This is a genomic window from Saccharopolyspora antimicrobica (assembly GCF_003635025.1).
Lineage (GTDB): Bacteria > Actinomycetota > Actinomycetes > Mycobacteriales > Pseudonocardiaceae > Saccharopolyspora > Saccharopolyspora antimicrobica.
Genome location: NZ_RBXX01000002.1, coordinates 7,005,974 through 7,018,928, shown reverse-complemented (window position 1 = coordinate 7,018,928; position 12,955 = coordinate 7,005,974). Strand labels below are relative to the sequence as shown.

Annotated in this window: 13 protein-coding genes; 7 read left to right on the top strand and 6 right to left on the bottom strand. The window is 72.1% G+C overall.

What is annotated here, in order from left to right:
- Positions 1–16 precede the first annotated feature (16 nt).
- Positions 17–1,036: a ferrochelatase gene (locus tag ATL45_RS33280; protein ID WP_093145791.1), complete on the top strand. Its 1,020-nt coding sequence runs from the start codon at positions 17–19 to the stop codon at positions 1,034–1,036.
- 832 nt (positions 1,037–1,868) lie between these two features.
- On the opposite strand, the gene ATL45_RS33275 is transcribed toward ATL45_RS33280, so the two are convergent.
- From ATL45_RS33275 to ATL45_RS33265, 3 genes are all read right to left on the bottom strand, one after another.
- Entirely contained in the window at positions 1,869–2,474 is a 606-nt protein-coding gene (locus ATL45_RS33275) for a dioxygenase family protein (protein WP_093145792.1), read from the bottom strand.
- 142 nt (positions 2,475–2,616) lie between these two features.
- A complete protein-coding gene (locus ATL45_RS33270) occupies positions 2,617–4,488 on the bottom strand; it encodes an ATP-binding protein (protein ID WP_211841357.1) in 1,872 nt (623 codons plus the stop codon).
- Positions 4,472–5,176 (bottom strand): response regulator, encoded by a 705-nt coding sequence (locus ATL45_RS33265; RefSeq protein ID WP_093147162.1) that lies wholly within the window; start codon positions 5,174–5,176, stop codon positions 4,472–4,474. The genes ATL45_RS33270 and ATL45_RS33265 overlap by 17 nt, the downstream gene beginning before the upstream one ends.
- A 189-nt stretch (positions 5,177–5,365) precedes the next feature.
- Here ATL45_RS33265 and ATL45_RS33260 point away from each other — a divergent pair, with 189 nt between their 5' ends.
- Positions 5,366–5,749 (top strand): hypothetical protein, encoded by a 384-nt coding sequence (locus ATL45_RS33260; RefSeq protein ID WP_093145793.1) that lies wholly within the window; start codon positions 5,366–5,368, stop codon positions 5,747–5,749.
- Between the two features lie 10 nt (positions 5,750–5,759).
- Complete coding sequence (locus ATL45_RS33255; RefSeq protein WP_093145794.1) at positions 5,760–6,398, top strand: class F sortase; 639 nt, start codon at positions 5,760–5,762, stop codon at positions 6,396–6,398.
- A gap of 3 nt (positions 6,399–6,401) precedes the next feature.
- Here the strand turns inward: ATL45_RS33255 and ATL45_RS33250 are convergent, their stop codons facing one another.
- A complete protein-coding gene (locus ATL45_RS33250; protein ID WP_093145795.1) occupies positions 6,402–7,214 on the bottom strand; it encodes a UbiA family prenyltransferase in 813 nt (270 codons plus the stop codon).
- Between the two features lie 27 nt (positions 7,215–7,241).
- Between ATL45_RS33250 and ATL45_RS33245 the strand changes: the two genes are divergently transcribed.
- Genes ATL45_RS33245 through ATL45_RS33230 form a run of 4 tightly spaced genes read left to right on the top strand, consistent with a single transcriptional unit; the run spans position 7,242 to position 10,887 of the window.
- The gene (locus tag ATL45_RS33245) at positions 7,242–7,961 is read left to right on the top strand and encodes a class I SAM-dependent methyltransferase (RefSeq protein WP_093147165.1); all 720 of its coding nucleotides are present in this window, start codon (positions 7,242–7,244) and stop codon (positions 7,959–7,961) included.
- A 6-nt stretch (positions 7,962–7,967) separates the two neighbouring features.
- The gene (locus tag ATL45_RS33240) at positions 7,968–9,146 is read left to right on the top strand and encodes an acyl-CoA dehydrogenase family protein (protein ID WP_211841356.1); all 1,179 of its coding nucleotides are present in this window, start codon (positions 7,968–7,970) and stop codon (positions 9,144–9,146) included.
- On the top strand, positions 9,140–10,180 hold the full coding sequence (locus ATL45_RS33235) for a type III polyketide synthase (protein WP_170210553.1): 1,041 nt from the start codon (positions 9,140–9,142) through the stop codon (positions 10,178–10,180). Before ATL45_RS33240 ends, ATL45_RS33235 begins: the two co-directional genes overlap by 7 nt.
- Positions 10,177–10,887 (top strand): YqjF family protein, encoded by a 711-nt coding sequence (locus ATL45_RS33230; protein ID WP_093145797.1) that lies wholly within the window; start codon positions 10,177–10,179, stop codon positions 10,885–10,887. The genes ATL45_RS33235 and ATL45_RS33230 overlap by 4 nt, the downstream gene beginning before the upstream one ends.
- A 60-nt stretch (positions 10,888–10,947) precedes the next feature.
- Here ATL45_RS33230 and ATL45_RS33225 read toward each other — a convergent pair whose 3' ends face one another.
- Positions 10,948–11,469, bottom strand: a complete 522-nt coding sequence (locus tag ATL45_RS33225; protein ID WP_093145798.1) for a lytic polysaccharide monooxygenase auxiliary activity family 9 protein — start codon at positions 11,467–11,469, stop codon at positions 10,948–10,950.
- Between the two features lie 279 nt (positions 11,470–11,748).
- Positions 11,749–12,930, bottom strand: coding sequence for an esterase-like activity of phytase family protein (locus tag ATL45_RS33220; protein WP_246025694.1), 1,182 nt, complete (start codon positions 12,928–12,930; stop codon positions 11,749–11,751).
- Between the last annotated feature and the right edge of the window lie 25 nt (positions 12,931–12,955).

Genomic DNA, 12,955 nt, shown 5'->3' with positions numbered 1-12,955 from the left:
ACGCCATCATGGTCGGGTGAGCTTTGACGCGTTGCTGTTCCTGTCGTTCGGAGGACCGGAGGGGCCCGAGGAGGTCCGGCCGTTCCTGGAGAACGTGACCAGAGGCAGGGGAGTTCCGCCGGAACGCCTCGACGAGGTCGCCGAGCACTACCACCACTTCGGCGGGGTGTCGCCGATCAACCGGCTCAACCACGAGATCATCGCCGCGCTGGAGGCCGAGCTGGCCGCGCAGGGCCGCGAGCTGCCGGTGTACTTCGGCAACCGCAACTGGCATCCGATGGTGGAGGACACCGTCGCGAAGATGGCCGATGACGGGGTGCGGCGCGCGCTGGTGTTCGCCACCTCGGCGTGGGGCGGCTACTCGGGCTGCAAGCAGTACCACGAGGACATCGCCCGGGCGCGCGAAGCGGTCGGCGAGCGGGCGCCGGATCTGGTGAAGCTGCGCCAGTTCTTCGACCACCCGCTGTTCGTCGAGGCCAATGCGGACGCGGTGCGCCGGGCGTTCGAGGAGCTGGACCCGGCTCAGCGCGAGCAGGCGCGACTGGTGTTCACCGCGCACTCGATCCCGCTGCGCGCCGACGACCAGGAAGGCCCGGACGGCCAGCCGCGCTGGTACTCCCGCCAGGTCGCCGAGGCCGCGCGGCTGGTGGCCGAGGCGGTCGGCGTGGACGGCTACGACGTGGTGTGGCAGTCCCGTTCCGGCCCGCCGCAGGTGCCGTGGCTGGAGCCGGACATCTGCGACCACCTGGAGGACCTGCACGCCAAGGGCGTCCAGGCGGTGGTGGTCAGCCCGGTCGGCTTCATCTCCGACCACCTCGAGGTCATCTGGGACCTGGACAACGAGGCCAAGGACAAGGCCGCGGAACTGGGCATGGGCTTCGCCCGAGCGGGAACGGCGGGTCCGGACCCGCGCTTCGCGAAGCTGATCACCGAGCTGATCGCCGAGCACACCGACGGCGCGCAGCCCCGCAAGCTCTCCGATCTCCCGGCGGCGGGCTCCACGGCCAACGGCGAGCCCTGCGCCCCCGGCTGCTGACAGCCGACGACGAAGCCCTCGTCCGTCCGATCAGGACAGACGAGGGCTTCGTCGGGTCTCCGTCGCCGCGGGTGGCGGATCTGGCGTCCTGGCGCGGGGTGGCGACCTCTGCGATTTCACTTGAAACCGGCTTGCCGCGGTACTGGGCGGTTCGTCGAGAACGGTGCCGATTTCAATTGAAATCGCTGTACGCCTCAGGCGGCCACCTGCCGCTTTGAACCCTGACCGGGCCCCGTGCCTCGCCGCACCGCGTCTCGTGACGGTCGAGCGGTGTCACCGCCGATGCTTCGGTGGTGACACCGGGGAGACCTGGCTGGCCGGGGGTGTCGTGAGGCCGGAGGTCGGGTTTGGGTTCAAAGCGGTGGGTGGTCGCTTTGCGTGGTGTAGCAATTTCCATTGAAATTGGATCTGTCGCTTTTTCGGCGGAGCCTGCGGTGGCAGGAGTCCAATTTCAATGGAAATTGCGGAGGTTCGCCACTGATCGTTCAGTGGTGCTGCTTGACTCGTTTGTGGAGGTTCGTCACTGTTCGAGCGCACCGACGGGTGGAGTCCCGCATGCTCTCCGACCTCCCGGGCTCCACCGCCCACGGCGAGCCCTGCGCCCTCGGCTGCTGACAGCCGACGACAAAGTCCTCGTCCGTCCGATCAGGACCGACGAGGGCTTTGCCCCAGGGTGGGATCCACCAGCGCCGGGGCCATCGGGGTCGGACCGCGGGAAGGCGCCCCCGACCGGGGAACGGGTCGGGGGCGCCTTGTGGAGGAGCCACGTTCGAGCTCAGCGCGACTGGCGAGTGCGGACAGTCCGCTGCCGGGGTGGCGACCCGGTTCGGCCTCAGGGCAGGTTGAGGACGAAGTCGAAGGTGGCGTTGGAGCCCTGGACGTTCATCAGCAGCGCCGGGTCGAAGATCGCGTCCCAGTCGTTTCCGGGCTCACCCGGGAAGTACAGCTGGGTGGTCAGGATCCGCTGGTTCGGGGCCTGGACCTTGACGTGGACGTGCCGGGTGCGGCCCGGGTAGAGGCCGGGCACGATCGTGTCGAGCCGGAAGCGGCCGTCGGTGGAGGTGAACTGGTGGCCGCGCCCGCGGTAGCCGACGTTGTCGTAGTTGCCCGCGTTGTCGGCCTGCCAGAAGTCCAGCAGCACCCGGTTCAGCGGGGCGCAGGAGCGGCTGTAGACGACGCCGGTGATGGTCAGCGCCGTGCCGGGCATGTCGCCGCGCAGGTCGCTGCGCTGGGGGGAGTTCGGCTTGAAGTACGGGCCTTCCATCTGCGGGGGCGTCAGGTCGTCCCCGTCATCGCACATCGGGGTGGGAGTCAGCTCTCCGGCGGCGGCGCGGGGTGCGCGCACCACCTCGCTGGCGACCACGGGGAGGGTGACCGCGGTGGCCAGGCCGGCCTTGAGGAACGTGGCCCGACGGATTCGCCGTTCGTCCTCGGTCATGAGCGAGCCGCCTTTCGGGGGAGGGTCAGCACGAGAAATGGTGTGAACCATTTCACGCCGAGACGGTTCCTCCGACGACAGCGGAAAGTTGGTACAGGTGTAGACGAAAAGTGCGAAGTGGCAGGAGGATGCGCCGAACGGTCTAGCGGCCGGTGATCTGCCCGGGCGAATCCACTGAGGACCGCATCGCCGGAAGGCGGATGGTGAACGTCGTGCCGGCGCCGACGGTGCTGCGCACTTCGATGCTACCGCCGTGCGCCTGCACCAAGTGGTGCGTTATCGCCAGGCCCAGGCCGCTGCCGCCACCGTGCCGGCCGCGGGACTTCTCCGCCCGCCAGAAGCGGTCGAAGACGTGCGGCAGCGATTCGGCCGGGATGCCGACCCCGGTGTCGCTGACCTCGATGATCACCTCGTCGGCAACCCGGCGCGCGCGCAGCTCGACGAGCCCGCCAGCAGGCGTGTGCCGCAGCGCGTTGGACACCAGGTTGCCCAGCGCCTGGCGCAGCCGTGTCGGATCGGCGGCTAGGTCCGGATCACCTTCGGCGCTCGCGCGCAGCTCGATGCCACCGGCCTCGGCCCGGCCGCGGTGCGCGGCGGCGACCTGCTCCAGGATCGCGCCGAGGTGCACGGGTTCGAGGTGGGCGCGCAGCTTCCCGGCATCGGCGAGCGCGAGGTCCTGCAGGTCGTCGATGAGGTGCTGCAGCAGCAGGGTCTCCTCCAGCAGCGAGGCCACCAGCGGCTGGTCGAGGGTGGCCACGCCGTCCTGCGCGGCCTCCAGCCAGCCGCGCACGTTCACCAGCGGCGTGCGCAGCTCGTGCGCGATGTCGCTGACCATCGTCTTGCGCTGCTGCTCGGTGCGCTCGACCTGCTCGGACATCGCGTTGAACGCCGCGGCCAGCTCGCCGATCTCGCCGCGCGCGCTGGTGCGCACCCGCGCCGAGCGGTCGCCGCCGCCCATCCGCCGGGCCGCCGCGGTGATGGCGTCGATCGGGCGGACCAGGCGGCTGGCGGCCAGCGCGGTCATGCCGACGGTGAGCACCAGCACCACCAGCGCCGTCCACGCGATCCGCGAAATGCCCACAGTGGACAGATCGGTGGCGGCTTGGTCGGTGCCCGGCCTGGTGATGAACAGCTGCGCCGCGGGCGAGACGTAGGCGCCGAGCTGCTCACGGCGCGCGGCGTCCACGCAGCGCTGGTCCTCCGGTGCGGCGCGCAGCCCGTTCGGCCAGGTGGTCTCGGCGGCCTCGGCGGGCAGCGGATCCGCGCCCTGCCTGGTCAGGCAGGCGTTGGCCAGCTCCAGCAGCTCGGCGTTGGCGGTGCGCTCGGTTTCGGTGGTCGTCGTCGGCGCCCCGCAGGAAGCCAGCGGCGGGGTCACGGGGGCCGACGTCTCCGGCATCGGGACCTCGGCGGGCACCGCTCTCGGCGGATCGTCCGGCACGGCCACCGGCCGCGACCGCTTCTGCTGCGGTTCGGCAGCGATGATCTCGACCGTCGAGCGCCCGTTGGGCAGTTCGACGATCCGGCCGTCCGAGCCGCTCCGCCGCAGGCAGCGGAGCTGGTTCTGCGCATCGGCGGCAAGTTTCGCGCGCTCGGCGGCGGTCAGCTGGTAGGGGCCGACGGCCCGCGGGTCGATCGCGGCGCCGGGCTTGAGCACCGGATCGACGGCGAGCGGGTCGACCACGGCCGATGGCGTCCGCGGCAGCGGAGTGTCCTGCGGGTCCCCGGAATCGGCGATCGGGACCCGCGCCTGGGTGGTCAGCGTGATGCGGCGCCCGGTGCGCTCGGAGAGCTCGGTCACCACATCCTGCACCCCGGACCACTGCGGATGTCCGGCCGCGTAGCCCAGCAGCGCGTCGTAGATCGTGGCATCGGTGGCCAGGCTTTCGCCGATCTCCTGGTTGATCGCCCCGCTGGTGCTCTGCGCGGCCAGCCACGCGGTCGCCCCGATCGAGCACCCGGCCACCACCACCGACATGGCCAGCAGCCGGGCCAGCAGGCTATGCCGGCGTGCCATCGGGGCAGTCCTGCAGCTTGTAACCGACGCCGTAGACGGTGAGCAGCCGGACCGGCCGGCGGGGATCGGGTTCGAGCTTGCGGCGCAGGTTCATCACGTGCACGTCCACCGTGCGCTCGGTGATGAACTTGTCCATCCCGAAGGCCTGGCTGAGCAGCTGCCCGCGGGTGAAGGCCCGGCCGGGTTCGGCGGCCAGCACCGCCAGCATCCGGAACTCCGCGGGCGTGCAGTCGAGCTCGGCGCCGGCCAGCAGCACCTCGTGCCGCTGCTGGTCCACCACCAGATCACCGACGCGCAGCGGCTGGTGGCCGCGGTCCTGCACCCGCCGCACGCGCCGCAGGATCGCGCGCACGCGGGCGGCGAGCTGGCGCGGGCTGTAGGGCTTGGTGATGTAGTCGTCGGCACCGAGGTCGAGGCCGAGCAGCACGTCGTCCTCGGTGGTCCGCGCGGTCAGCAGCACGATCGGCACGTCGGACTCGGCGCGCAGGACGCGGCACACGTCGAGCCCGTCCACCTTGGGCATCATCACGTCGAGCACGACCAGGTCGGGCAGGCGCCGCCGCGCTTCGTCGATCGCCGCCCGGCCGTCGCCGACGACGACCACCTGGTGGCCGTCGCGCTCGAGGTAGCGCCGGATGAGTTCGGCCTGCTTCGGGTCGTCCTCGGCGACCAGCACGTGTGCGCTCACGCGGCGCATTATCGCCTCCGCCGGTGCGTCGCGGTGTCCCGGACACCGCATCTGAACAGCTTCTTCACATCTCGCGCGGCGCAGCGGAATCCGAACAGGTTCTTCACATCGGGCAGACGGGATCTTGAAAACCGCGCTCCAAGCTGGTCCTCGTCCGGATCTCCCGGACCGAACGAGAGAGGACGCGAGATGAAGCTTGGGCGTACCGTCGCCGCAGCCGCGCTGCTCGGAGCCACGGCGCTGCCGCTGACCGCCGCGGTCGGCTGGGCCGACGAGCCGAAGACCGCCCCGGTGGCCGAGGAGCAGAAGCCCGTCCCGGCTCCGGCGGACGAGAAGCCCCCGGCGCCGGAGCAGAGCCGGCCGGTCGAGCCGCCGAAGGAAGACCCCACGGCCGAGGCGGTGCGGGAGAAGACCGCCCAGGTCGCCGAGCGTCCGGTCGGCGCCCCGGAAACCGGTGGCGGCCCGGCCGAATCCGGTTTCGGCCCGGCGGCGTTCGGCGCCGCGGCAGCGCTCGCCGTCGCCGGTGGCGGCGCCGCGGTCGTGCTGCGCCGTCGGCGTGCGGGCGCGAACTGAGGCGTCCGGGATGAACGTGCCTCCCCGTGCACGGGGGAGCCGAGGCGGTCGTGCTGTCGCGACCGCCCCGGTCCTCGTGGCCGCCGCGCTCTCCGTGGCGCTGTCGGGATGTTCGGCGGCCGACCGGCCCCTGGATCTCGGCGCCACCACACCGCAGCAGGTGCACGCCGCGACCGCGCTGGCGCAGTCGCCGCCGACCTGGATCGAGATACCCCGGATCGGGGCGCGCTCCACGCTGCTCCCGCTGGGCCTCAACCCCGACCGGACGGTCGAGCTGCCGTCGGTGCACGAGCCGATGCAGGCCGGCTGGTACGAGTTCAGCCCGACTCCCGGTGAGATCGGCCCGGCCGTCGTGCTGGGGCACGTCAACGGTGACGGCGAGGACGGGATCTTCGCGCGGTTGCGCGAGCTGCGGCCCGGCGACGAGGTGCGGATCGGCCGCCAGGACGGGCAGATCGCCCGGTTCGTGGTGCACCGCATGGCGCAGGAACCCAAGCACGGCTTCCCGGCCGACGAGGTCTACGGCGACACCACCGATCCGCAGCTCCGGTTGATCACCTGCGGCGGTTCGTTCGACAGGACCGCGCGCAGCTACCGCGACAACATCATCGCCTTCGCCACCTTCACCGGAACCGTCCGGAGTGGATAGTGCTCAGCCCGGCGGGATCCCGCTGCCCAGCAGGACGGCCACGTCGAGCAGCGCCACGAGGATGACGGCGCGGAAAGCAGCGCGGGACCCGGGACGGCGCCCCAGCACGAGCCCGGTGCTCAGCAGCGCCACCGCCAGCGCGAGCAGCAGCAGGCCGGCGGAGAGCCCGACCGGGCCGAGCACGAGCAGCGCGGCGGTGGCGAGCACCAGAACTGACGCCACCGCAGTGCTTTTTACCGCGCCGAGCCGGTGCGGCAGCCCGCGCACGCCGGTGGCCGCATCGTCGGCGAGATCCGGCAGCACGTTCACGAAGTGTGCCGCCGCGCCCAGCAGCGCCGCGGCCGGCACCAGCCACGACGGCGGCGCCATGCCGCCGCCCAGCGTCACGAACACGGGCAGCAGTCCGAAGGAGACGGCGTAGGGCAGCACCGAGAACGCGGTGGCCTTCAGCCCCAGGTCGTAAGCCCACGCCGATCCCAGCGCGACCAGATGCGCCGCGGTCGCGGCGACGCCGAACGGCAGCGACAGCACCACCGCTGCCAGCGCGGAGATGACCACCGCGACCAGCACCGCGCGTCGCGAGACCGCACCGCTCGCCACCGGCTTGCCGGGCCGCCCGACCCGGGCATCTCGATCGGCGTCGACGAGATCGTTGAGCCAGCCGACGGACAACTGCCCGGGCAGCACCGCGGCGGCCACCCCGAGCGGTGCACCGCTCACCGCCGCGGCCAGCCCAGCGGCGATCGCGGTGACCGCCAGCGCGGGCAGCGGGTGCGAGGCGCGGAGCAGCGCGGAGGCGGTTGCGAAGTGCCGCACCCGGCCGAGTGTGCCAGCCTGGAGCGCATGGCACGCGGCGGGACGCGGACCGCGCTGCGCAACGATCCGCAGCTCTACGAGACCTGTGCGGACCAGTGGTGGCAGCCGAGAGGCGCTTTCGCGATGCTGCACTGGCTCGCCGCCGCTCGCGCAGCGCTCGTGCCCGCAGCACCGCGGCCGGACGCGGTCCTGGTCGACCTGGGCTGCGGTGCCGGCCTGCTCGCACCGCACGTGGCGGGCAAGGGCTACCGGCACATCGGCGTCGACCGCTCGCCGAGCGCGTTGCGGCAGGCCGCCGAGCACGGCGTGCAGCCGCTGGCCGGTGACGTGCAGGCAGTGCCGCTGCCAGCGGAGTTCGCGGATTGCGTTGTGGCGGGCCAGATCTTGGAGCACGTGGTGGACCTGCGCGCCGCCGTCGCCGAAGCGTGCCGGATCCTCCGGCCCGGCGGACTGCTGGTGCTGGACACGCTGGCGGCCACAGCGCTGTGCCGAGTGGTGGCCATCGGTCTCGCCGAACGACTGCCGCGCATCGCGCCGCGCGGTGTGCACGATCCCGCGCTGCTGGTCGACCGCGACGTGCTGGTGGCCGAGGCTGCCCAGCACGGCGTCGAACTGGCGTTGCGGGGACTGCGGCCGTCGCTGCGGGACCTGGTGGCGTGGTCGGCCCTGCGGCGGAGCTCGGTCCGCATGGTTCCGGTGCGCACCACCGCCGTGCTGTTCCAGGCCATCGGGTGGAAGAAGGGGTGAGCGCCGGTGCCGTTGCCAGCCGCGTCCGCGCAGGAGGTGGTGCGGGACCTGGTCCCGCGCATCGCCGCGCGCGCCGAGCACTACGACACCGCGGGTGCCTTCCCCGCCGAGGACTTCGCGGATCTGCGCGACCGGGGCCTGCTCGGTCTGATGGTTCCCGAAGAACTGGGCGGCTCCGGCGCGTCGTTCGCCGACTACACCGCCGTGGCCGCCGAACTGGCCACCGGTGCCGGTGCCACGGCGCTGATCTTCAACATGCACGCCTCGGTCACCGGTGCCCTCGCGCACGCACCCGAGGAGCTGCTCCTGCAACTGGGTGCGCCGGAGAGCTGTTTCGACGCGCGCGACCGGCTGCTGTCCGGCGCCGCCGACGGAGCGCTGTACGCGGTGGCGATGAGCGAGCGCGGCGGCGGATCGCGGCTGTCGCGCACCACCACCGGCTACCAGCGCGACGGCCGCGGGTTCCGCATCACCGGCCGCAAGGCGTTCGTCTCCGGCGCCGGGCACGCCGACGCGTATCTGGTCACCGCCAAGGACGTCGAGAACCGCGAACCGAAGGTGTCCTACTTCCTGGTCCCGGCCGGTGATGGCGTCCAGGTCGAGCCGACGTGGGATTCGCTGGGCATGCGCGCCACCGGCAGCCACGACGTGCACTTCGACGTCGCCGTCGGCCCGGATGCGCTGCTCGGCGGGATCGAAGGCCTGACGCTGCTGATCGCGCAGGTGATGCCGCAGTGGCTGGTGGCCTCCTACGCCGCGGTCTACGTCGGAGTGGCCCGCTCGGCGTTGCGCGCGGGCGGCGCGCACCTGCGCGAGCGCGGGCTGCACGAGCTGCCGGCGGTGCGCAACCGGATGGGCCGCGCCGATGCCGCCGTGGCGGCAGCCGAAGCCGTCGTGCAGGAGGCTGCGCGGCGGGTCGCGCAGCAGGCCGGTGAACCGGAGACGAACCGCTGGGTGTGGCGCGCGAAGCTGGTCGCCGGGGACACCGCGGCGCAGGTGGCCTCCTCGGTGCTGGAAGCGGCGGGCACCTCGGCCACCCGGCGCGGCCACCCGCTGGAGCGCATCTACCGCGATGCCCGGTGCGGCGCGCTGCAACCGGCGACCTCCGACGTCTGCGCCGACTGGCTCGGCGTCGCCGCGCTCGGCGGCGACCCCGACCACGACACCGAAGCACCGCGCTGGTGACCCCGGCGATCGTCGGCTTCGGCTCGGCGCTGCCGGACTCCGCCGGGCAGGGCGAGCTGTGGGACGGCTTCTTCGCGGAGCACTTCGGCGGCAGCGCCCTGGCCAGGCGGCTGTTCTCGGCGGTCGGCGTGCACCGCAGGCACACCGTGGCGAACCCGCTGGAAGAAGACCTCTCCGGATGGACCACCGCGGCCCGGATGCGCCGCTTCGACGAACTGGCACCGCCGCTGGGGCATCGCGCGGTGCTCGCCGCGCTGACGGACGCGGGCCTGGCAGCGGAGGACGTCGGCCTGCTCACCGTCGCCTCCTGCACCGGCTACGGCACCCCGGGCCTGGACATCAAGCTGGCCGGATCGCTGGGCATGCGCCCGGATCTGCGGCGGCTGTTCGTCGGGCACATGGGTTGCTACGCGGCCCTGCCCGCGCTGGGCGGCGTCGTGGACTTCGCCGCCGCGCGCGACCGGCCCGCCGTCCTGCTGTGCCTGGAGCTGACCTCGCTGCACATCCAGCCGCCCACCGCCGATCCGCAGCAGATCGTCTCGCACGCGTTGTTCGGCGACGCGGCGGTGGCGGTGGTCGTGCACCCGCGCGCGCCCGGCCTGGCGGTGCTCGACGTCGCGGCCTTCACCGACACCAGCGGCCTGGACCAGATGACCTGGGACATCACCGACCTCGGCTTCCGGATGGGCCTGTCGCCGCGGGTTCCCGACGTGCTGGCCCGGCACCTCGGCGCGGTGATCGGCGACCTGCTCGACCGCAACGGGCTGGGCTTGGCCGATGTCGCGGGCTGGGCCGTGCACCCCGGCGGCCCGCGCATCCTCGATACGGTGGAGGAGACGCTGGGGCTGCCCGCGACGGCGCTGCGGTCGTCGCGGGAAGTCCTGGCAGAGCACGGGAACTGCTCGTCGGCGACGCTGCTGCTGGTGCTGCGGAAGCTGATCGGCGGTGAGCTGCGCGGCGGAGGTCACGTGGTGGCAATGGCTTTCGGTCCTGGCCTCACGCTCTACGCGGCACTGCTGCGGGTGAGCGGATGAGCGAGTCGCTGCCGCTCGCCGTTCCGAGACGCGTCCGCTGGTCGCTGTCCGATCAGATCTGGCGCGACGTCGTGTTCGCCCACTGGCCGTGCGATCCCGCGGTGCTCCAGCCGATGCTGCCGCGCGGCACCCGGCCCGATCTGCTCGGCGGATCCGGCTGGATCGGCCTGATCGGCCTGCGGATGACCGTGACCTCGGTGCTGGGCATGCCGACACCGCGCGTCCTGCGCGACTTCAACGAGGTCAACGTGCGGACCTACGCCGTCGACGAGCGCGGTCGCCGCGGGCTGGTGTTCCTGAGCATGGAGGCCTCGAACCGGACCTTCGTGCGGACGGCCCGGGCGGTGGCCGGTCTGCCGTACCGCTACGGGCGGGTGGAATTCGAGCGCAGCGGGAGCGAAACCGGCTACCGGGTGCAGCGCGGCGATGTGGGACTGGAACTCCGAGTCCGCCGCGGGGCGCGGATCGCGGCGGGCGAGGCCGACCGGTTCGCCACGTCGCGGTGGCGGATGTTCTCCACCTGGCACGGGCTGCTTTCCCTGCACACCCCGGTCGATCACGAACCGTGGGTCCTGCACCGCGCCGAACCGCTGTCCTGCGCGGACTCCGGCCTGCTCGGCGAACTCGGGCTGCCCGCCCCGGAAAGCCCGGTGGCGCTCGCAGCGTCCAGAGTGGACGCCCGGTTCGGCGCGCCCGGCAGGTGCTGACGAGCGGCGGGCCCGCCTCCGCGATCGGAGTGCGGGCCCGCCTTTTCACCGGAAGTGGTCTTACTTGGCGCCGACGTTGAGGTCGACGCAGGCGTAGAAGGCGTTGGCCGTGTCGGCGACGTTCCACACCGCCAGCAGCTTCTGCTTGCCGCTGACGCCGCCGAGGTTGACCGTGTGCGAGAACTGCGACGGCGGCTGCTTGCCACCGTCGTCGAAGACCGCGACGCGGTTGCCGCCGATGAAGTACTCCCAGGTGCTGGTGGCGTGGCGGGCGGTGATCGTCCAGTTGAAGTTCACCGAGTTGCCGACCGGGGTCGCCGTCCAGCCCTTGCTGTCGTCGTCCAGCTCGCCGAACGCCTGGTTGCCACCGCTGCAGCTGGTCAGGCCCTTCGGGCCCTCGACGCTCTGCGGCTCGTACTTGATCGGCCCGCACGGCACGGTGCCCTTGGCGCACTGCGCCTGCCGGCTGGGCGGGGAGTCGATGTAGCCGTGCGCGCTGGCGGTGCTGGTCGGGATCGCCACCAGGAAGGGCGCGATCGCCGCACCGACGATCGCGGCGGCGAGCTTCGGCTTCTTGTTCATCTCAGCTCCTTGTGGGGAGACCGCGTTCGAGGACACCGGACGTCCTGGTAGCGGCGCTGTCGGAACTTGGCCGAGGAAGGGGAGAGGGGCACTCCGACGACCGCGGTTCACCGGCGCTTAACCGGCGAACCGTGGTCTGGACCATAAGTCGGTGATTTGGTTGGGGTCAAGGATTGACCGTTACTCGAATCGGAACGCGTTTTTCCCAAGGAGCTTGCCGTTTTTCCCGCACGCGCCAAGGGCGCGGCCCCTTCGCGGAGCCGCGCCCTCGGCGTCAGGTCAGCGGATCGCGATGGCGATCAGCTGGGTCTGCTGGTGCGGCGAGAAGTTGTTGTCGCTGACCACGAGCAGCACCCGTTCGCCGGAGGCCAGCCGCGGTCCCCAGCTGAGGCCCTCGACGTTGTCGGTGTGCGACAGGCCGATCTCGTCCAGGTCGGCGACCAGTTCCTTGCGCACCGGCCGGAAACCGCCGCCTGCCAGCGATTCCCGGTTCAGCACGTCATCGGCTCCGGCGGTGCTGAACTCGTAGATGCGCCCCTTGGTGCCCACTCCGGCCGCGTATCCGCGCTCCAGCGCCAGGAACCGGTCCGGAGCGTCACCGGCCAGCAGCGAGGAGATCCCGTTGGTGTTCCAGTCGTTCGGCGGTTGCGGTGCGGCGAACAGCGGCTCCACCGGGTAGGCGTACTGGGCGATCGGCCGTCCCGCGCGGTCGTGGACCGTGATGCGGCTGAAAGCGCCGTGGCCGGCGTCGGCCGACGGCCCGTCCTGCTCCAGCGGTCCCTCCAGCGCGGAGAGCAGCCGGCTGCCGTCGCGGGTGTAGGCCAGTCCTTCGAAGGTCTCGTTGACCCGCGGCCCGGACCCGCCGGTGGTCATCTTCTCGTTGGGCGCCGTCGGCAGGTCGCGGACGTACCGGCCGTCGCGGGTGGAGATCCGCAGCGCCGGGTCGAGCAGCACCGCGCCGCGGGCCGAGCCGTCCGGCGCGGCATTGCGCTGGCCCTCGTTGGTCCAGGCGACGGCACCGGTGAGCGGGTCGACGCGCAGTTCCTCCGGATCCACCGTGCCCAGCACGTTGCGCGCCGCCCTGGGCACCGAGTGCTGCTCGTCGCGCCACGTGTCGATCGTCGGGTAGGTGCGTCCGTCCGGGCGGCGGAACTGGTGCACCTCGGTGAAGTCCACGTCGTCGATGCCGCGCTCGGTCACCGAGATCTCCGCGCGGTAGTAGCGGGCGGGCGCGTAGTCGGACCAGTCGTCGCTGACGAAAACGAAGTCGCCGCTGCGGCGGTCGTAGTCGATCGACGACAGCCCGCCGACCGGGGTGCCGCCCACCTGGAGGTCGTGCGGCACGACGTAGCTGCCGAGCAGCCGGGCGTCGCTCTCCTGGGCGGTGGCGGGAAAGGCGGCGGGCACCAGCAGCAACGCGGTGGCGGCGCCGAGCAGCGCCGTGCGGGTTCGGATTCGCATGATCATCAGCCAACCGGCCGGTGAT

Bases quoted from the DNA above. Each gene is read 5' to 3' on its own strand.
- ATL45_RS33245 (WP_093147165.1), top strand. From the start codon at position 7,242: ATGGCACGCGGCGGGACGCGGACCGCGCTGCGCAACGATCCGCAGCTC.
- ATL45_RS33255 (WP_093145794.1), top strand. From the start codon at position 5,760: ATGAACGTGCCTCCCCGTGCACGGGGGAGCCGAGGCGGTCGTGCTGTC.
- ATL45_RS33275 (WP_093145792.1), bottom strand. From the start codon at position 2,474: ATGACCGAGGACGAACGGCGAATCCGTCGGGCCACGTTCCTCAAGGCC.
- ATL45_RS33225 (WP_093145798.1), bottom strand. From the start codon at position 11,469: ATGAACAAGAAGCCGAAGCTCGCCGCCGCGATCGTCGGTGCGGCGATC.
- ATL45_RS33260 (WP_093145793.1), top strand. From the start codon at position 5,366: ATGAAGCTTGGGCGTACCGTCGCCGCAGCCGCGCTGCTCGGAGCCACG.
- ATL45_RS33230 (WP_093145797.1), top strand. From the start codon at position 10,177: ATGAGCGAGTCGCTGCCGCTCGCCGTTCCGAGACGCGTCCGCTGGTCG.
- ATL45_RS33220 (WP_246025694.1), bottom strand. From the start codon at position 12,930: ATGCGAATCCGAACCCGCACGGCGCTGCTCGGCGCCGCCACCGCGTTG.
- ATL45_RS33270 (WP_211841357.1), bottom strand. From the start codon at position 4,488: ATGGCACGCCGGCATAGCCTGCTGGCCCGGCTGCTGGCCATGTCGGTG.